Annotated in this window: 16 protein-coding genes; 8 read left to right on the plus strand and 8 right to left on the minus strand. The window is 65.1% G+C overall.

What is annotated here, in order from left to right; genetic code table 11:
- Positions 1-149 precede the first annotated feature (149 nt).
- The 3 genes from AC1C2O_RS10275 to AC1C2O_RS10285 are packed head-to-tail and all read right to left on the minus strand — an operon-like array spanning position 150 to position 2,451.
- Positions 150-977 (minus strand): MetQ/NlpA family ABC transporter substrate-binding protein, encoded by an 828-nt coding sequence (locus tag AC1C2O_RS10275; RefSeq protein ID WP_495430332.1) that lies wholly within the window; start codon positions 975-977, stop codon positions 150-152.
- A gap of 29 nt (positions 978-1,006) precedes the next feature.
- Complete coding sequence (locus AC1C2O_RS10280) at positions 1,007-1,678, minus strand: methionine ABC transporter permease (protein WP_495430333.1); 672 nt, start codon at positions 1,676-1,678, stop codon at positions 1,007-1,009.
- On the minus strand, positions 1,678-2,451 hold the full coding sequence (locus tag AC1C2O_RS10285; RefSeq protein ID WP_495430334.1) for a methionine ABC transporter ATP-binding protein: 774 nt from the start codon (positions 2,449-2,451) through the stop codon (positions 1,678-1,680). The genes AC1C2O_RS10280 and AC1C2O_RS10285 overlap by 1 nt, the downstream gene beginning before the upstream one ends.
- A 75-nt stretch (positions 2,452-2,526) precedes the next feature.
- Between AC1C2O_RS10285 and AC1C2O_RS10290 the strand changes: the two genes are divergently transcribed.
- Positions 2,527-2,943 carry an OsmC family protein gene (locus tag AC1C2O_RS10290; RefSeq protein WP_495430335.1) on the plus strand — a complete coding sequence of 139 codons (417 nt, stop codon included), beginning with the start codon at positions 2,527-2,529 and terminating at the stop codon, positions 2,941-2,943.
- A gap of 26 nt (positions 2,944-2,969) precedes the next feature.
- Here AC1C2O_RS10290 and recQ read toward each other — a convergent pair whose 3' ends face one another.
- A complete protein-coding gene (recQ, locus tag AC1C2O_RS10295) occupies positions 2,970-5,042 on the minus strand; it encodes a DNA helicase RecQ (RefSeq protein ID WP_495430336.1) in 2,073 nt (690 codons plus the stop codon).
- Between the two features lie 67 nt (positions 5,043-5,109).
- Here recQ and AC1C2O_RS10300 point away from each other — a divergent pair, with 67 nt between their 5' ends.
- Entirely contained in the window at positions 5,110-5,439 is a 330-nt protein-coding gene (locus AC1C2O_RS10300) for a GNAT family N-acetyltransferase (protein ID WP_495430337.1), read from the plus strand.
- A complete protein-coding gene (locus AC1C2O_RS10305) occupies positions 5,436-6,365 on the plus strand; it encodes a pirin family protein (RefSeq protein ID WP_495430338.1) in 930 nt (309 codons plus the stop codon). The genes AC1C2O_RS10300 and AC1C2O_RS10305 overlap by 4 nt, the downstream gene beginning before the upstream one ends.
- Before the next feature lie 72 nt (positions 6,366-6,437).
- On the opposite strand, the gene AC1C2O_RS10310 is transcribed toward AC1C2O_RS10305, so the two are convergent.
- Positions 6,438-9,476: a S8 family peptidase gene (locus AC1C2O_RS10310; RefSeq protein WP_495430339.1), complete on the minus strand. Its 3,039-nt coding sequence runs from the start codon at positions 9,474-9,476 to the stop codon at positions 6,438-6,440.
- Positions 9,477-9,655: 179 nt separating this feature from the next.
- Here AC1C2O_RS10310 and AC1C2O_RS10315 point away from each other — a divergent pair, with 179 nt between their 5' ends.
- From AC1C2O_RS10315 to AC1C2O_RS10325, 3 genes are all read left to right on the plus strand, one after another.
- Entirely contained in the window at positions 9,656-10,198 is a 543-nt protein-coding gene (locus AC1C2O_RS10315) for an ECF transporter S component (RefSeq protein ID WP_495430340.1), read from the plus strand.
- A gap of 106 nt (positions 10,199-10,304) precedes the next feature.
- A complete protein-coding gene (locus tag AC1C2O_RS10320) occupies positions 10,305-12,068 on the plus strand; it encodes an ABC transporter ATP-binding protein (protein ID WP_495430341.1) in 1,764 nt (587 codons plus the stop codon).
- Positions 12,065-12,880: an energy-coupling factor transporter transmembrane component T gene (locus AC1C2O_RS10325; protein ID WP_495430342.1), complete on the plus strand. Its 816-nt coding sequence runs from the start codon at positions 12,065-12,067 to the stop codon at positions 12,878-12,880. The genes AC1C2O_RS10320 and AC1C2O_RS10325 overlap by 4 nt, the downstream gene beginning before the upstream one ends.
- 157 nt (positions 12,881-13,037) lie before the next feature.
- Here AC1C2O_RS10325 and AC1C2O_RS10330 read toward each other — a convergent pair whose 3' ends face one another.
- Together AC1C2O_RS10330 and AC1C2O_RS10335 are read right to left on the minus strand one after the other, a co-directional pair.
- Positions 13,038-14,201, minus strand: coding sequence for an acyl-CoA dehydrogenase family protein (locus tag AC1C2O_RS10330; RefSeq protein ID WP_495430343.1), 1,164 nt, complete (start codon positions 14,199-14,201; stop codon positions 13,038-13,040).
- A gap of 141 nt (positions 14,202-14,342) precedes the next feature.
- Positions 14,343-15,269, minus strand: a complete 927-nt coding sequence (locus AC1C2O_RS10335) for a M15 family metallopeptidase (protein ID WP_495430344.1) — start codon at positions 15,267-15,269, stop codon at positions 14,343-14,345.
- Between the two features lie 85 nt (positions 15,270-15,354).
- Here AC1C2O_RS10335 and AC1C2O_RS10340 point away from each other — a divergent pair, with 85 nt between their 5' ends.
- Both AC1C2O_RS10340 and AC1C2O_RS10345 read left to right on the plus strand, forming a co-directional pair.
- Positions 15,355-16,989 (plus strand): Rv2578c family radical SAM protein, encoded by a 1,635-nt coding sequence (locus AC1C2O_RS10340; RefSeq protein WP_495430345.1) that lies wholly within the window; start codon positions 15,355-15,357, stop codon positions 16,987-16,989.
- A gap of 45 nt (positions 16,990-17,034) precedes the next feature.
- Positions 17,035-17,583, plus strand: coding sequence for a YaeQ family protein (locus tag AC1C2O_RS10345; protein ID WP_495430346.1), 549 nt, complete (start codon positions 17,035-17,037; stop codon positions 17,581-17,583).
- A 3-nt stretch (positions 17,584-17,586) separates the two neighbouring features.
- Here AC1C2O_RS10345 and AC1C2O_RS10350 read toward each other — a convergent pair whose 3' ends face one another.
- Positions 17,587-18,387, minus strand: coding sequence for an alkaline phosphatase family protein (locus tag AC1C2O_RS10350; RefSeq protein ID WP_495430347.1), 801 nt, complete (start codon positions 18,385-18,387; stop codon positions 17,587-17,589).
- Positions 18,388-18,391: the final 4 nt, after the last annotated feature.

Here is an 18,391-nt window from a genome sequence, read left to right on the forward strand (position 1 = left end):
CTCGGAGAGAAGTAAGGATGCTTCAACCGTAGGACTCCTCCAATGCACTGCAAAGCGAGGTGTGCGGTTCCTCCAACCGCAAGGACGACCGTGGCCCCGTGCAGTTGTCACGAGGCCACAGTCGGCGTCCTTTCGGCCATCGATGTCTCTTAGAAAGCGACGCCGATTGTGCCGTTCGACTCGATAACCTCGCGCACCTCGTCGCTGGAGAAGGCCGCCCTGAGCGCCTCGGTTGCGGCACTGTCGGCATCCTCTTCTCGAACGGCGACGTGCAGCGCGAAGCGGTCGTCAAGTTCGACGATGAGCCCATCGTCGTCAGGGTTGAGGCCGATGGCCGCGATGTGCGAAGGCCACTGGAAGACGAGATCGGCCTCCTCATACGCGGCGTTCAGTGATGCGATCGGCACCTCGAGGAACTCGACGTTCTTCGGGTTCTCGGTGATGTCATCCACCGTCGAGGCATACGGGTCGGCCGAAGCGTCGAGCGTGATGACTCCCTCGGCGTCAAGCAGCTTGAGCGCACGACCGAGATTCGACGCGTCATTCGGGACCGCAACCGTGGCTCCCTCAGGCAGATCGGCAATGTCGTCGAGCGTCTTTGAGTAGAACGCGATGTCGAAGTTGTAGACCGGTTGCACGGCGACAAGGGTGCCGTCATTTCCGGCATTGAACTCCTCCATATACGGCACGTGCTGGGAGAAGTTCGCGTAGACGTCGCCGTCGTTCACGATCGTGTTGGCGGTGACGTAGTCGGAGACCTCGACGAGCTCGATCTCGTAGCCGTCTTCAATCGCGGCGGCAGCGGCTTCGACGACATCAGTCATCGGCGCGGTGACGGCGGCGACCTTGAGCACGACTGGCTCTGCGGATGCGGCCGCACTCGAGTCTGCGGCCGGTTCTGCGGATGACGCGCATCCGGCCAGCACGAGGGCTGCTCCGATCGTGACGGCGAAGATGCCGATGCGAGGGGTTCTCATGGGGTCCTTCTTTCTCTGGTCGAAGTCTTTCAGCGGTGATCAAGGCGCTCGGAAGCGCGGTGTCCGACGGTCTGGATCAGGAGCACGCACACGACGATGATCGCGATCGTGATGTACATGAGCGCGTCGTTGTACTCCTGGTAGCCGTAGCGCATCGCAAAGTCACCGATGCCGCCGCCGCCCACGACGCCGAGGACGGTCGAGTACGACAGCAAGCTGATCGCGGCCGACGTGAGCGCGTATACGAGTCCGGAGCGTGCTTCAGGAAGCAAGACCCGGAACACTGCCTGCGGCAACGTCGCGCCCATCGCGACGGCGACGCGGGAGATACCCGGCGGGATCTCCCGGAGGATCTGCTCAACCAGCCGGGCGTAGATGGCCACCGCGACGAAGCTCAACGGCAGGGTTGATGCCTGCGTGCCGAAGCTCGTGCCGACCACCGACCTGGTGAACGGGATGAGGAACACCACCAGCAGGAGGAACGGGAACGAGCGGACGATATTGATGTACAGGTTCGCAACTGACCAGATCGGTCGGTTCTCGGCGATGCCTCCGCGCTGCGTGAGGAACACGATCATGCCCAGTGGAAGACCGATCAACACGGCCGCCGCCAGCGACACGAGCATCATGTATCCGGTCTCAGCGAGAGCTTCGACGATGTCCTCGCCGTACTCGGCGAGGAGTTCGGTGAGCCAGGTCATCACATCAGCTCTCGCTTGACCTGTTCGTAGTAGCTGGGCATCGCATTCAGGTCGGCTTTCGCCACGTGGAACAGCTCACGCAGCCGCCCCTTCTCGAGCAACGCCGCGCGATCGCAGATCGCCTTGACGACATCGAGGTCATGCGAGATCACGACGATCGTCGTGCCGAATGCCTCACGAGCATCGAGCAGCACACCCAAGATCTCGGCAGTGGTGCTGGCGTCCAGTGACGAGGTCGGCTCATCGCACAGCAGCACAGGAGGACGCGTGATCAGCGCACGCGCAAGCCCCACCCGCTGCTGCTCTCCCCCGCTGAGCTCTGCAGGATGATGATCGGCACGATGAGTGAGGCCGACGAAGGCGAGCATCTCATCGACCGTCGCGCGCTCTGCGGCGCGAGATCGTCCGACTGCGCCGCGGCGAGCAATCTGCAACGGAAGCGCGACATTCTGACGCACGGTGCGGCTGCTGAGCAGGTGAGTCCCCTGGAACACGACCCCAATGTTTCGGCGCAGCATCCGCAGAGCACGCCTGCTGCGTCCGGCGACTGGCTCACCGTCGACGGTCACGACTCCGCGCTCGGGGATAGCCAATCCGTTGATCAGCGCAAGCAGCGTGGATTTGCCCGCGCCGCTCTCACCGATGACGCCGAATATCTCGCCACGTTCGATGGTCAAGCTGATGGCGTCGAGCGCCGGCGGTTGACCAGGGCGGTCGTCATACCGCTTGGTGACGTCGTCGAACTCGACGATCGTCGTGCCAGTGGTATCCATTGATGTGTGCCGTTTCCCTCGTCAACGGCCGCCATCGCCCGGAGTTCATGTACTGCGTCCAACTATAGTTGAGGTATGAGCATGAGGTACCGGACTGAGGCAATCAACCGCGATGGTGGCGACGGGACGAGTGCGGTGACCGGCGGACTCAAGGTCGCGGTGGCGTCACCGCTCAACCCCGACCGCGATCCCGCCGGTAGCAATCCGGAGCAGTTGCTGGCTCTCGCGTGGGTCACCTGTCTCAACGCGACCGCGCAGGTCATCGTCGGGGGCCGTGTGCGGACCGCCGTGCGCGTCGAGGTCGAGCTTCATGACGCCGACCCGGGGCCCGGCCTCGAGTTCCACCTTGACGCCTATCTATCAGTCGAGGGTGCGGATACCGCAGAGAGTGAGCGCGTGCTCGCCGCAGCGCACGCCCGCTGCCCGGTGTCGAAGTTGCTGAGTGGGGCGGCGGACGTGCGCGTTCATACCGAGAACTACGTCTCTGGCTGAGTCTCGTACCTTCGAGCTACGGGAAATCAGTTCGCAGCGACCACAGCAAGCACCGCGTCACCATAGGCTTCGCGCTTCTTTTCGCCGATTCCGGTGATTCCGTCGAGGTCGCTCACGGATGCCGGGCGTATTTCGGCGAGCGCGCGCAGCGTCGCATCACCGAAGACGATGTACGCCGGCTTGCCGATCTCTTTGGCGGTCTCGGCACGCCAGACGCGCAGCGCCTCGAAGAGCGAGCGATCACCCTCGGCCACGGCATCCGAAGCCGCCGACGCCTTGCGCGTGCGAGTCGCGCTGACCCGCCCGATGGTGTCTTTGCGCAGCGGCACCGGGGTCTCCCCGCTCAACACTCCAATGGCAGCCTCACCCGGCGCAAGTGTTCCGTAATCGCCTTGAGCGACCAGGATGCCGCGGGCCAGCAACTGCCGCACGACACTGCGCCAGTCCTGATCTGACAGATCCGCACCGATGCCGTATGTCGCGAGCGCATCGTGCCCCTGCTGACGGATTCGGTCGTTCGAGGAGCCGCGGAGAATGTCGATGAGGTGACCAGCACCGAACGCCTGCCGCCGCTCACGCTTGAGTCGCACGATGGTCGACAGTAACTTCTGTGACGGGATCTGACCGTCGAAGGTCTCTGGCTTCTCGAGACAGGTGTCGCAGTTACCGCAGGGCCCTGAGTCCTGCCCGAAGTAGTTCAGCAGGTTCTGGCGGCGGCACTCGACGGTCTCACTCAGCGCAAGCATGGCGTCAAGGTGCTGGCCCATCCGCATCTTGAAAGTACGGTCACCTGGGCTCTGATCGATCATCCGTCGCTGCTGCACGACGTCACCGAGTCCGTACGCCATCCACGCCACCGCTGGCTCGCCATCGCGGCCGGCGCGGCCAGTCTCCTGGTAGTAGCCCTCAACTGACTTCGGGAGGTCGACATGGGCGACGAAGCGCACATCGGGCTTGTCGATACCCATGCCGAACGCGATCGTCGCGACCATCACCACGCCGTCTTCGCGCAGGAACCGCGACTGGTTCGCCGCCCGCACATCGGCGTGAAGGCCCGCGTGGTACGGGAGCGCGTCGAAGCCCTGAGCGGCGAGATAGGTGGCAGTCTGCTCCACCGACTTTCGGCTCAGCGCGTAGACGATTCCGGCGGGCGCACCCGAGCCGCCGGTCGCCTGGTCTGCCGGCGCATCCGGAAGCGAACGGATGAACGACACCAGCTGTTTGCGCGGGTCGACCTTCGGCACGATCCGGTACTGGATGTTCGGGCGATCGAAGCTGGCCACGAAGTGCTTGGCGGTATCCAGCTGCAGGCGCTCGGTGAGCTCCTTGTGGGTGGCGCGGGTCGCCGTCGCGGTGAGCGCCATGCGCGGCACCCCGGGGAAGCGCTCCCCCAGATCGCCGAGTGCGAGATAGTCGGGGCGGAAGTCGTGACCCCACTGCGACACACAGTGCGCCTCGTCGATCGCGATCACACTGAGCGTGCCGCGCTGCAGCAGCGCAGTGGTCTGCCGGTTCGACAGCCGCTCGGGGGCGACGTAGATGAGATCGAGCTCGCCAGCGACATACGCCCGTTCGACGTCTGCGCGCTCCGACACCGACTGCGTGGAGTTCAGGTACGCGGCATTGACACCGTTGGCGCGCAGCGCGTCGACCTGGTCGTGCATCAGGGCGATGAGTGGGCTGATCACCAGCCCGGTTCCCTCTCGCACGAGGGCGGGGACCTGGTAGGTGATGCTCTTTCCGCCACCGGTCGGCATGAGTACGACGGCATCCCCACCGCCGATCACCTGCTCGACGACCGCCTCCTGATCGCCGCGGAACGCGTCATAGCCGAAAACCGTATGCAACGCCTCGCGCGCGGTCGCGTAGCGAGAGGGCGTCGCGGTGCGCGGAGCGGATCCTGCCGCTGCCGCGGGTGCAGGCGTCACAGTCGTGGCAGGACCAGGGCCCCAATCGAGCGGAGGTTCGTAGCCTGGCCCCTGCGGTTCCCAATCCATCTCTTCCGGCGGCGGGGCATCGTCCCACTGCTCGCCGAAGGAATCGGGTGGCGTTGGATCCCATGGCAGATCCTCGTACGGGTCACGGGATGTCTGCGGCATCCCTCAAGCGTATCGACCCCTGCCTGCGCTCGCCGCCCTAGGGTGGGGATAACTCGAAGGAGCATCCATGACCGACGACACCACAGTCACCCGCAACGACGAAGCGTCGCGTTACGAGATCCGCCTCGGCGAGACCCTCGCCGGCTTCGCGGAGTTCCGTCGACGGCCCGGCGAGATTCAGTTCATCCACACCGAGGTCGACCCCGCCTTCCAGGGCAAGGGGGTAGCCGGCACGCTCGCTTCGGAAGCATTAGCGGATGTGGCGGCATCAGGCGACACGATCGTGCCCTATTGCCCATACATCGCCCGCTATCTGAAGAAGCACGACGTCGCGGGTGCGGAGATCCGCTGGCCTCAGCTTCCCACCGACCCCACTGACGCGGCGAGCGCGGAATGATCGGCCAGCGCAGCATCTCGCTCGAACCACGCGAGGTGCCCCTCGGTGGCCTGCGCGCGATGACAGTGCTGCGCACCCTGCCGCATCGCGACCTCCCGACGATCGGTGCATGGTGCTTCCTCGATCGCTTCGGGCCAGAAGAGGTGCGCATGCGGGTCGAACCGCACCCGCACATCGGATTGCAGACCGTCACCTGGCCGCTGGTCGGCGAACAGCGTCACCGCGATTCGCTCGGCCGCGATGTAACGCTCACGCGCGGCCAGCTGAATCTCATGACGGCGGGGAACGGAATCTCGCACTCCGAATACTCGCTTGGTGAAGATGCCCGCCCGCTGGATGCTTTGCAGTTCTGGGTCGTACTGCCGGAGTCTGCCCGGCATGGCGCGCCAGGATTCGAGCAGCACACGTCCTTGCCATTCGTGACACTGCCCTCCACGACAGGAGCGGATGCCACGGCCACGGTCGTGCTCGGCGAATTCGCCGGCATCCGCTCGCCTGCGACGGTGCACACGCCGATCGTCGGGGCCGAGATCACCATTCCCGCTGGCAGCCGCGTCACGCTACCTCTCGACACCGCATGGGAGCATGCCGTCATCCTCGTCGAGGGTGACGTGCTGGTCGAATCTCACACGCTGGCTCGAAACGAGATGCTGTATCTGGGTGACTCCCGGTCGCAGGTTTCGGTATCAACTGCAGAGGGTGCGCTGATCTTCGTGCTCGGCGGGGAACCCTTCGAGGAAGACCTTGTGATGTGGTGGAACTTCGCCGCGCGAACCCACGACGAGATCGAGCAGGCGCGTGCCGACTGGGAGACGCCGGATGCGGCATCCGCTCGCTTCGGTCATGTCGTCACTCACGGCTCCGAGCGGATCCCCGCACCGGAGCTCCCGCATGTGACGTTGAAGCCACGCCGCCGCCGGATCTGACCGCCAGCCCTGCAAGTGTGCCGCACACAGAAGCGCCCCGCACTCCGAAGAGCTCGGGGCGCCTCAGACGCGTTACGGCGCTGTGTCTACCGAGACGATCGTGCGGACGTCGGAATCGGCGTACTGCACCGCCCCGAGGTAGCGTGTGCCGGCGGCGAGGCCGGTCCAGCTGACCTCATAGCTCGTCGCCACACCCTGCGTCACAGCGATCGGGTTCGGCGTCGCCGTGAACGCGCCCTCTCCGCCCGGTGCCACGTTGGCGTAGGTCATGTCCCATGTCATCGGCCCGGTCGTCGAGTACACGTTTGCCACGATCATGTACGTGCCGGCTGTCGGCGTCGGCAGCGTCACCTGCTCGTCGGCGGAGGCCGTCGCTGACTGCCATACCTCGTAGTAGCGCAGATCGTCGGGTGCGACCACGCGGTACACCAGCAGATCGAGGTCGCTACCTTCGTCATCCGACGAATCGAGATCGAAGCGCGACAGCGTCGTGCCCTCCGGCACGTCGACGATCCACGCGACGTCCTTGTTGACATCGCCCGAGTTCTCGTCGCCCGAGTGCCCCTCGACCGGATGACTCGGGTCGGTGAGCAGCTGGAACGGGGTGAGTCCCGCGACGTTCAGCGGCAGGTTGCCGTCGATGCCGGGCGTGATCTCCACGACCGTGCTGTCGTCGACACCTGTTCCGGTCACCTCAGCCGGTGCATCCGCCGTCACAGGGAACACCGCGATCGGTGTGCGCACCGTGTTCGCCTCGCTCGACCAGGTGAGTGATCCGGTCGCCCACTGCTCGACCGGAGCGCTCTCGTTGTCGAAGGTGACGGTGAACGTCGCCGTCTCCCCAGCCGCACCGAAGTTGAGCGTGGCCGGTTCGACAGTCGCGTTCACGCCCGGCACATCGACGCTCGCGGTGAACGTCCCCGCCTCAGTCGAGGTGACCGTGCGGGTGATCGTCTGCGCGCTCGCGAGGGAGCCGATCGAGATCGAAGCGAGGTTGAGGTCGCTGCCGTCGATCGGCTCTACGCCGTCGAACTCCGCCAACCCCTTGCCCTCCAGGAACGCCGCCCAGTCCGCGACGCCGTTCAGGTACAGCAGCCCAGGTGCGAAGAAACGAGTCGCGTCGACCTGGCCCGCACCCTGCGCGAAGGGATCGGTGTTCGGCGACCCGTCGGCGTTCACCGTGTCGTAGGCGGTGGTCATCATCGCCGACTTCACCTCTGCGGGCGTCGCGTTCGGACGCTCACCGAGATACAGGGCACCGAGACCGGCGATGTGCGGCGACGCCATCGACGTGCCGGACAGGATGCCGAAGGTCGCGGCGTCCTTGCTGCCGCTGTTCGTCGCGGCGAGGATCGCCACACCTGGGGCGGCGATGTCGGGCTTCATGACGTCACTGCCGTCGGCGTGCATCGGACCGCGGCTGGAGAAGCCCGCGATCTGCGGCACCGGAGTGACCTCGCCCGTCGTGTTCTCACCGATCAGTGAGATCGGCCGGTCGACACCACCCTGCACATACGCAAGGACCGCCGCGCGATGTGCCGCGGCGAGATGCACCGTGGGGATCATGTGAAAGTCGTTGTCGAGAGAATCGGAGCCACCTGGCACGTTGACCAGCACCATGGCAGTGCCGCCGGCATCCTTCACAACCTGCGACTTCTCCGCACGCGCATTGTTGCCGCGATCGCAGACGACGATGTGGCCGGCGACTCTTGCAGGGTCAAGCGTGCCTGGCAGGCAGAGCTGCGCATCTACCGCTCCTGCCGCAGCGGCATCGCCTGCGTAGATCGAGGGACCAGAGACGGTCTCACCGAACGGGACAGAGACGGATGCTCCGGCCTGGGCGAAGCCGGAGAACGCGACCGTGCCCTCCCAGGTCGGGATCGTGGATGCCGCGACCGTGGTGTACCAGGGCGACGCGTGGTCTGCGGTGACAGCATCCGGCCCGGCATTACCTGCGCTGACGGAGACGAACACTCCGGCGGCTGCGGCGTTTAGGAACGCGATGTCGTCGGGCTGAAGGACTGACGTGGCCGCACCCCCGCCGATCGAATAGTTGACCACGTCTACGCCGTCAGCGACTGCCTGATCGATCGCGGAGATGAGGTCACTGAGGGCGCAGATGTCGTCCTCAGTGATCAGCGGGTCCGGGCCGACGTAGCACGCCTTGTACGCGGCGACTTTGGCCGCCGGGGCGACACCGGAGATCGAACCGAGCCCAACGCCCTGCACGGTCGCGTCGACGCCGAAGTTGCCGGCCGCCGTGCTCGCGGTGTGCGAGCCGTGCCCGTCGCCGTCGCGCGGAGAGAGGTAGTCGTACTGGAAGTCGAATCCGGCCGCTGTCGCACCGGTCGCGAAGTACTGCCCGCCGATCAGCTTCGTCGAGTAGTCATGCTTGTTCCAGTCCTGGCCCTGCACGATCGCACCGCGGAACTGGGCGCCGTCTGACTTGTCGAAGTAGACGTACGAGCCGTCGCTGTATGGCGCGGTACCGCTTTGCTTCTGTTTCTTCAGCTTGTCGCCAGCGAACGACGGATGCTCCGGGGCGATGCCTGTGTCGATGACACCGACGACAACCCCTTCACCTGCGTGCTCGACACCGCCGGTGGACTCCCACACTCCGCCCGCACCGTTCGCGTCGTCGCCGAGTCCCAGGAACTCGGTGGACGACTGCGCATCCGGATGCCGGATCTCATCCGGGAACACCCCGACCACGTCCTTCGAGGCTCGCAGCGCATCGACCTGCTCGCCGGTGAGGTCGGCGCTGAAGCCGTTGACCGTCACCTGGTATGTCGCGTCTGTGGTGACGCCTTCGGCCTTCGCGAGCTTGCGCTGCTCGTTCGCGAGGTGCGCAATGTACTTCTGCGAGTCCGAGGAGTGGGCGTCGAGTTGCGTGCCGGGTTTCGGCATGGTTCGGCGCAGGCCGTTCGTGTCGCCTTCGTACGTGGCCAGAGGATCGGCTTTCATCACGACGATGTAGTGCCCCGGTGTGCCGTCCACCGGTGTGGGATGTGTCACCCCCTCTGCACTTGCGAAGCTGGCGGTTGCCGAGGATCCGATGACGACTGCAGCCAATGTAACGGCCATCGCCAACCGGAAGGGTGATCGACCCATGTGTCTCTCCGATGGTTGTGGTCTGCGGCTTCGTCGCCGCATCGTCGCTCAACATAGACCCGGCCGCCGCCGCGCACCAGAGGTAGATTCCGATCGCGCGACGCGGTATAACGTCAACCTCGGCATGGACCGGCGTTGGCCACGGGCCCGCCCGGCGAACCCAGCGATAGGCTGGAACAGTGCTGAAGAATCGCGTGCTGTCGACCCGCGTGCTAATGATCTGCGCTGCTGTCGGCGTCGCCACCGGGCTCGTCTCGGCGCTGTGGGCCGGCCTCCACGTGATCGTTGCTGTCAGCGCGGTTCCGCTGTACGGGCTCGTCCTGGGCTTCCACGTGCTTCCCGGCGTGATCGCACAGCAGGTGCTGCGGGTGCCGTGGGTTGCGTTGATCACCCATGCGATCGCCGCGCTCATCTCCACTGCGTTCGTCCCTGCCATGGCCGGCCGGTATCTGCTGGCCGCGATCGTGTTCGGAGGGGTGCAGGAAGGTGTGTCAGCACTGTTCCGGTATCGGCACTGGGAAGCGTGGCGCTTCTTGCTCTCCGCTGCAATCACGGGGATCGTGGTCGCGGTGCCGCTGTGGTTCGCCTTCGGCATCAGTGCGCTGCCACCCTGGGGTGGAGTCGGCTTCATTGTGTTGTTCGTGCTCGGCCCTGTGGCGTGGACGCTGATCGGGCTCGGCCTCGGATCTGCGTTGCGGCGTGCCGGGGTTATTCGCGGCTGAGCACGCCCCGGCGTGTGCGCATCAGGTAAGGCTCAGCTAACCTGGAGCCGTACCGTTTCACCGACCCGGGGAATCCGCCGTGCGCCCATCCGCGCCCCTGCTTCGCGTGCGTGATCTTTCCCTCACCCACGCTGGCGCTGCGCGCCCGTCACCACAGGGCATCAGCTTCGACGTGCATCCTGGCGAGGTCGTCCTTGTGCTCGGACCGAGCGGATCGGGCAAATCGACCCTGACCCTCGCCCTCAACGGCCTGCTCCCCCAATCGGTTCCCGCCGACATCGAGGGCAGCGTCGAGGTACGCGGTCGCAGCACCATCACCACACCAGTCGCCGAGTTGAGTACCGATGTGGCGATGGTCTTCCAGGATCCAGACGCGCAGCTGGTCACCGGCACCGTGCTCGACGAGGTGGCCTTCGCTCTGGAGAACCTGCTGCTTCCGGTTGATCAAGTGCTGGCCCGCACCGAGCAGGCTCTGCGCCAGATCGGGCTGTGGGATCGCCGCAGCTGGAACCCCGACCGGCTCTCCGGCGGCGGACGGCAACGGCTCGCGATCGCCTGTGCGCTCGCGATGGGATCGCCGCTGATCGTGCTCGACGAGCCCACCGCAAACCTCGATCCGCAGGGCATCGACGACGTGTATGAGGCGCTCAGTGACCTGGTCGCCGGCGGCGATCATGCCATCGTGCTGGTCGAGCACAATCTGGATGCCGCGATGCGCTTCGCGACGCGCGCCCTCGTACTCGATCAGCAGGGCCGTCTCGCCTTCGATGGTCCGGTCGCAGAGGTGCTGCGTGGACACACCGAGGAGCTCGTGGAGATGGGCGTGTGGCTGCCTGCTGCGACATTGGCCGGACGGATGCTGCGCGAGCGAGGCATCCTGCCAGAGGATGTGCTGCTGCCGCTGACGCCGGAGGAGCTCGCCGAGGCGATGCGCGACGTGGAGCCGCGGCGCGGCACGGCACAGATGCAGGGCCGAAGCACACCTGCAGGGCGACACGCCGAGGAATCGCCCGACATCCGTGCATCGACCCTGCACCCGTACCAACCTTCGGGCCAGCCGTCGGGCCAGCCATCGGGCCGACCATCGGGCGAGGACCGCCCCCTCGTGCGGGCCCGCGGCCTCACCGTGAAGCGCGGGGGACAGGAGATTCTGCACGGCATCGACCTCGACATCGAGGCCGGCTCGTTCACTGCGGTCGTCGGCGCGAACGGTGCAGGAAAGACCACCCTCATCCAGTCCCTGGCCGGAGTCGTGCCGCCGCCGAAGCACCAGGTAATGATCGATGATCTCGACCCCGGCAAGGCCTCTCCACGCGACCTCGCCGCGCGCATCGGCTTCGTGTTTCAGAACCCGGAGCACCAGTTCGTCGCGCACACCGTGTTCGACGAACTCGCACACGGACTGAGGCTGAGACACACGCCTGAGCTCGAGATCCGCGAGCGCGTGGACGAGATGCTCACCCGGTTCGGTCTGCAGGAAAAGGCCGATGTGCATCCGTTCCTGCTCTCCGGTGGCGAGAAGCGCCGACTCTCGGTCGGCACGGCGCTGATCACGCACCCACGGGTGCTCGCACTCGATGAACCGACGTTCGGACAAGACCGCGCCCGCGCCGGCGAACTACTGCACCTGCTGGGCGATCTGCAGAGCGAGGGCACGACAATCATCATCGTCACCCATGACCTGCAGCTGGTCGCCGATCACACGACGCACACCGTCATCCTCTCCGACGGGCGCGTGCACGCCGCAGGTCTCACGGCGGATCTTTTCGCCACCGAGGGACTGTTCGAGTCCGCCGGTCTTCGTCTGCCTGCGTTGCACCGCGCGCTCACCCCCGCACTCCGCGGCGTCCTCACCGAGGCGGCGCGATGACCGCCACGACGGCGCCGACGACGACCATCGATCCATACGAGGTGGCGGTACCGACTCCCGCCTGGCGGTTCCTGCACCACCTCAACCCGCTATCGAAAGTCGCCGCGGTCGCGCCAGCGATGCTGATGCTGATCTTCGTGCGCGATCTCACCACCCCGGCCTACTTCATCGCGTTCGCGTACGTCATCATCCTGATCGGCGCACACATCACGCCGCGCTCCGCCGCGCTGCTGTTTCTCGCCGTCCCCATCGGCGTCGCCGCGATCGGGTTCGGTTTCTCGCTGTGGGTGGATGCCTCAGGCGTCGACGACACCGCCCCGTTCCTGCAGATCGGCGGGTGGACTCTCTTCACCGGTGCACTGCAGGTCGGCTTCGCGACGGCACTTCGCCTAGCCGCGATCCTCTCGCTTGCGCTGATCGGCGGTCTCACAACGACCGGGCCCGACCTCGTGCGCGCGAGCATCCAGCAACTACGCGTGCCGTACCGGATCGGATATACGGCGCTGGCCGCGTACCGCTTCGTGCCGCGCTTCGGGCATGAACTCGCAGTGATCCGCGCGGCACATCGTGTGCGCGGACACCATGGCGGGCGCGGCCCGTTCTCACGAATCGCACGCGGCTGGGGCTACATCGTGCCGCTGCTCGCCGGTGCGATCCGGCATGCCGAGCGCGTCGCGCTGGCGATGGATGCCAGGGCCTTCGGCGCCTACGTCACTCGCACCGAGCGGTATCTGGTGCCCTTCCGCATCCGCGACGTGGTCTTCATCGCTCTTTTCATCGCAGCATCCGCCGCGATCTTCCTCCTCCCCTAACCACCCGCGAATAGACGGGGAGCGCCCAGTCATGCGCAACGCCTGATCGAGCGTCCCCAGACATAGGCGGAAAAAAACCCGCCTTCCCGGCGTTCGGGAGGCGGGTTTTCATTCTTTCAACGGCTGCTCGCGCGCGCACACGCGCGGTGCGAGAACGTCAGCGCTTGCCGGCGATCTGGCGCGAGACGATGTCGCGCATGATCTCGTTCGTGCCGCCGTAGATACGGTGCACGCGGGCGTCGAGGAAGGCACGAGCGATGGGGTACTCGGTGATGTACCCGTAACCGCCGTGCAGCTGCACGCACGTGTCGAGGATCTCCCACTCGCGCTCGGTGGTCCAGAACTTGATCTTCGCTGCTTCTTCGCCGGTGAGCTTCTTGTCTTTGTAGGCGAGCAGTGCGCGGTCGAGGTATGCCCACATGACGTCGACAGTTGTCGCGACATCGGCCAGCTTGAAGCGGGTGTTCTGGAAGTCGATGATCCGTTCGCCGAAGGCCTCGCGGTCCTTCGTGTACGCGACGGTCCAGGCAAAGGCTGCCTGCGAGGCGGATGCCGCGGCGATGCCGATCGACAGCCGCTCAAGCGGAAGGTTCATCATCAGCTGCAGGAAGCCCTGGCCCTCCTTGCCGCTGATGAGGTTCTCCTCCGGAACGAAGACGTCGCTGAACGACAGCTCGGCGGTGTCGTGACCGTGCGAGCCCATCTTGTTGAGCTTCTTGCCGTGATCGAAGCCCTCCATGCCGTTCTCAAGGATGAGCAGGCTGAACGCGTCGGGGCGGTTGCCCTCACCGGTCTTCACGAATGTCACGACGATGTCGGCAGTCTTACCCGAGGAGATGAAGGTCTTCGCACCGTTGACGATGTAGCCGCCGTCAGTCTTCTTCGCCGTGGTCTTGATGCCGCGCAGGTCACTGCCCGCACCGGGCTCGGACATCGCAAGAGCACCGAGGATCTCACCGGTTGCCATCCGCGGCAGCCACTTCTCCTTCTGCGCCTGCGTGCCCATGTGCACGAGGTAAGGAATCGCGAGGTCGTCCTGGATACCGAAGGCACCAGCGAGCGAGCCGGCCCCGGCGCCAATGACCTCTTCATTCACGATGGTGCGGAATCGGTAGTCCTGGAGCATGCCGGCGCCGCCGAACTCCTCAGGAACCGAGAGTCCGATGATTCCGGCCTCGCCTGCGGCGAGCATGGTCGCGCGGTCGATCTCGCCCGCGGCATCCCACTTCTCGATGCTCTCGTTACTGACGTGGCGCTTGACGAAGTCCTTCACCAGGTCTCGGAATGCCTCGTGGTCTTCTTCGTAGATATCGCGTTCCATGCCGTCCTCCCGAACGTGTGTGGCGTCATTGCTCCCGCGAGTCTATGCCGGAGAGCGGATGCCGAGGCAGTGCCTTGTGAGAATGCATCCCACCATACGTGAGACTGCGTGCCGCGTTTGTGGGATGCCACAGAAGAAGGGTCAGTGCCCGTAGTCGGGCGCTGCCGGGAGTCCGAAGAACTCTTCCAGCGAACGGCATCCGCTGTCGTGATAGGCCGACGCGAGCGCCGGACCGATGTAACGCAGGTGCCAGGGTTCCGGCACATACCCCGTGGTGCCTGTCACTCCAGCTTCGTAGCGGACGATGAAGCCGTACTCCCACGCATGCTCCGCAACCCAGCCTGACTCGCTGGTACCGCCGAAGGCGCCAATCTCGCCACAGCCGCTGCCACACGCGATGACATCCATCGAGAGTCCGGTCTGGTGTTCACTGAAGCCCGGACGTGCAGAGACCTGATCTGCACCCTCCTGCCCGCGGGAGCTCACATGTCCGGCATGCGTCGCGACCTGCAGGCGATAGGAGCGATAGCCGTTGTTCATACCCAGTACGCCTGCACCCGACTCATTCAGCGCAGCAGCCATCTCGTTGAGCGCTGATGACGCGTCTTCGCGGAGCTGATTCGACCGCGTGGTCGTTTCAATTGCCGCACCTACGAGCGGAGTCGGCTCGTAGTCGATCGGGTTCAGCGAGAGCGTCTTGTTCACGATGACCCATCGGCGCACAGGATCCGTGAGCGAGATGCAGGGTGCGTTGCCGATGACCACAGCATCCCGGAAGGCTGCACCACCACCGAACCCAGCGATGGCCGCCTCATCGTCGCCTACGGCGAGAGCATCGATCACCACGGGGTCGGAGCAAGGATCTGCGGCCACGACGCCCGCGACATCCACCGCGGGGAGCTGCGCGGCCACGACAGGCATGGGAGGAAGCTCTGCGCCAACAAGCCCCGGCGCGTCCGCGATCGCCCACAGAGCCCCGAGTGCGGTCACTGCCAGACCGATAGGTAGAGCAATTCTCAATGCTCGGGGGCGGCGCGACGCGTGCTGGGGTTGCAATGCGTCACTCATGGGTTCCATTGTCCCCCCAATCGCTGATCGAACATAACTCGCATCCCTCCTTGACTTAACATCGAGTATTTGTTCGAATGAGACTATGCGATGGCAGGGACAAACGATCGACGATGAGGATGCCGCGGCATTGCCCGGCATGGAGAATCGCACCGGCATCGTGCGATCGGTGACCACGCCGGAGTTCGCCGGCATGACTTTCCACGAGGTGCTGGCGCGCTCCGCCCTGAACAAGGTTCCGGCCGGTTCGCGGATGCCGTTCAGCTGGACGATCAACCCCTACCGTGGATGCAGTCATGCGTGCGTATATTGCGTCTCCCCTGACACGCTGGTGCTGTGCGCCGACGGACGGCAGCGACCGATCGATGATCTCCAGATCGGTGACGAGATCATCGGCACAGAACGTCGAGGCGATTACCGCCGATACGTGCGCACCACGATCCTTGCAAAATGGGGCACGCAGAAGGCTGCCTATCGAGTGACACTCGCAGACGGGACGGAACTCGTCGCGAGCGGCGATCACCGGTTCCTCACCGATCGCGGATGGAAGCACGTTTCTGACGCTGAGCAAGGCCAGCGGCCGCACCTGACGACGAGTAACCGGCTCATGGGGTTCGGGATCGGTGCTGTAAACGAGATCCCCGTCGATCTGACCAACGCCTCCTACCGGCATGGTTATCTTGCTGGAATGATCCGCGGCGATGGAATGATCTTCCACGGTGTCTTCGACCTCACACAACCAGTCATTACGAGGAAACTCGGCATCGAAGGAAGCGCGGTCAAGACAGTCTCCGACCTTCGAGTCGTCGCAGTCGAGCCACTTGGCGAAGCGCGAGATCTTGTCGACATCACGACGGGAACCGGCGACTTCATCGCGAACGGCGTGATCAGTCACAACTGCTTCGCGCGCGGAACGCATGAGTATCTCGACCTCGACGGCGGTGGCGACTTCGATTCGCAGATCGTCGTGAAGACGAATGTCGCCGAAGTGCTGCAGAAAGAGCTGCGACGGGGCAGCTGGCAGCACGAGAGTGTGGCGCTCGGCACGAACACCGACCCCTATCAGCGCGCAGAGGGGCGTTACAAGCTCATGCCCGACATCATCCGTGCGCTCGCTGACTCAGGCACACCGATGTCGATCCTCACCAAGGGGACGCTGATTCGCCGCGACATTCCCCTGCTGGTGGATGCCGCGAAATCCGTCCCCGTCGACATCTCGATGTCGATCGCGATGTACGACGATGAACTGCAGCATTCGATCGAACCGGGAACCCCATCGACGCAGGCCAGACTCGACACGGTGCGCGCGCTGACGGATGCCGGTCTCCGAGTCGGCGTCTTCCTCATGCCGATCCTGCCGCACTTGACTGACTCGGTTGAGGCCATCGATCATGCACTGCGACGCATCAAGGACACCGGAGCCGACCACGTCATCTATGGCGCTCTGCACCTTCGCGCAGGAGTCAAGCCCTGGTTCATGCAATGGCTGGAGCGCGAGCATCCGGAACTCATGTCTTCATACCGCGGCCTCTATCCTGGCGCCGCTTCCGAAGCGCCCAAGCCGTACCGGCAATGGCTGGCAAAACGCGCCCGGCCGCTTATCCGCATGCACGGACTCGAGGCGAGGCACTCCGATGACACCTATCCGGCACGACGGCTCACGCGGCCGGTATCTGCGCCGGAACCGGTTGCGACTCCCCCGGCATCGATGCTGTTCTGACAGCTCGGCCAAACCTCGCAGCTGCGACGCGTAGGCTCAACAGTTATGGCAATCGGCGCGATGATCCACACGTTCACAGTGCAGCTGGCAGACATGGATCGGGGCGCCTACGACGACTTCACGCTCCGCGTCGCACGGCATCCGTCCGAGACGGATGCCTATATGGTCACCCGGCTGCTTGCCTACTGCCTCGAGTACGGCGAGGGGATCGCGTTCAGCGAGGGCCTCTCCTCGACCGAAGATCCAGCTGTGCTCGCCCGCGACCTCACCGGCAAGATCACTGCATGGATCGAAGTGGGTGCACCAGATGCCGAACGGATGCACTACGGCAGTCGGCTCGCGGAGCGCACCGTCGTCTACACCCACCGCGACCCGGCGAAGGTGATCGCTCCGTGGGCGGGCAAGCGCATCCACAACGTCGACGCTATCGAGGTGTTCAGCTTCGATGCCGGCTTCATCGACGACGCCGTCCGGGTGATCGAGCGCCGCAACACCGTGACTCTCACGGTCACCGAGCGACAGCTTTACCTCGACCTGAACGGGACGAACCTCAGTTCAGCCCTCCACGTCCGCGGGGCGACCGCGGAGGGCTGAGCCTCAGCGGGCGTTCAACAGGAACGTCGAGAACTCCGCCGGGCGGATCCCCGCCGGCACGTTCAATTCCTCAGTTCCGAAAGACGCGCCGAGAAGGAACGTGCGGCGCTCGAGCTCCGAGTCGCCGCCGTGGCCGCCCGCATCGGTGTGTCCGTGGTCGGTGGTGACCGCGATCAGCCACTCCTCCGCATGTTCGGCAACGCGGCGCTCCACGGCGTCGAGAATCTGGGCGACGCGCGCATCAGTCGTGCGCACAGCATCGTCGTACTCAGCGGAGAGCCCACCCGAGGCATGTCCGACGTGGTCGGGCAGCACGAAGTAGATGAAGGCGACATCGGGCGTACGATCTTCCAACTCGATCAACGCCTGACGGCAGGCCTCAGCATCCGGGTCGTCGTCGTGATCTTCCCCATCGATCACGATGTTCTTGTGAAGGCCCGCGTCGATCTGCTCCGTGCGGGTCGCGATGATGGGGCCGGGACCATTCGGGTGGGCGATGCCCGGCCAGCTCGAGATGGCGATCGTGCGCGTTGCGGGGTCCTCACGCCAGGCACGTGTGAGCATGTCACCGTCCACTCGCATGCGATTGTCCGTGAAGGAGTTGTCGAACACCCCGTGCTCCTCATGCGTCGCAGCCGTGAGGATGCTGGCCCAGCTCGGTCCCGAGATCGTCGGCCCTTCAACCGTCGCCGGTTGCATGATGCCGCGCGCCGCCAGCGCATCGAGAGTGGGAGCAAGGCCCGTTCCGAATGCGCGGTCCACGCGCAGTCCGTCGAGACCGATGAGGAGAAGGTGACGTTTCATGAGG

Source organism: Microbacterium sp. Y355, assembly GCF_059445345.1.

Excerpts from the sequence above, each read along its gene's own strand:
- AC1C2O_RS10275 (WP_495430332.1), bottom strand. The coding sequence starts at position 977 with ATGAGAACCCCTCGCATCGGCATCTTCGCCGTCACGATCGGAGCAGCC.
- AC1C2O_RS10280 (WP_495430333.1), bottom strand. The coding sequence starts at position 1,678 with ATGACCTGGCTCACCGAACTCCTCGCCGAGTACGGCGAGGACATCGTC.
- AC1C2O_RS10285 (WP_495430334.1), bottom strand. The coding sequence starts at position 2,451 with ATGGATACCACTGGCACGACGATCGTCGAGTTCGACGACGTCACCAAG.
- AC1C2O_RS10290 (WP_495430335.1), top strand. The coding sequence starts at position 2,527 with ATGAGCATGAGGTACCGGACTGAGGCAATCAACCGCGATGGTGGCGAC.
- recQ (WP_495430336.1), bottom strand. The coding sequence starts at position 5,042 with ATGCCGCAGACATCCCGTGACCCGTACGAGGATCTGCCATGGGATCCA.
- AC1C2O_RS10300 (WP_495430337.1), top strand. The coding sequence starts at position 5,110 with ATGACCGACGACACCACAGTCACCCGCAACGACGAAGCGTCGCGTTAC.
- AC1C2O_RS10305 (WP_495430338.1), top strand. The coding sequence starts at position 5,436 with ATGATCGGCCAGCGCAGCATCTCGCTCGAACCACGCGAGGTGCCCCTC.
- AC1C2O_RS10310 (WP_495430339.1), bottom strand. The coding sequence starts at position 9,476 with ATGGGTCGATCACCCTTCCGGTTGGCGATGGCCGTTACATTGGCTGCA.
- AC1C2O_RS10325 (WP_495430342.1), top strand. The coding sequence starts at position 12,065 with ATGACCGCCACGACGGCGCCGACGACGACCATCGATCCATACGAGGTG.
- AC1C2O_RS10330 (WP_495430343.1), bottom strand. The coding sequence starts at position 14,201 with ATGGAACGCGATATCTACGAAGAAGACCACGAGGCATTCCGAGACCTG.
- AC1C2O_RS10335 (WP_495430344.1), bottom strand. The coding sequence starts at position 15,269 with ATGAGTGACGCATTGCAACCCCAGCACGCGTCGCGCCGCCCCCGAGCA.
- AC1C2O_RS10340 (WP_495430345.1), top strand. The coding sequence starts at position 15,355 with ATGCGATGGCAGGGACAAACGATCGACGATGAGGATGCCGCGGCATTG.
- AC1C2O_RS10345 (WP_495430346.1), top strand. The coding sequence starts at position 17,035 with ATGGCAATCGGCGCGATGATCCACACGTTCACAGTGCAGCTGGCAGAC.
- AC1C2O_RS10350 (WP_495430347.1), bottom strand. The coding sequence starts at position 18,387 with ATGAAACGTCACCTTCTCCTCATCGGTCTCGACGGACTGCGCGTGGAC.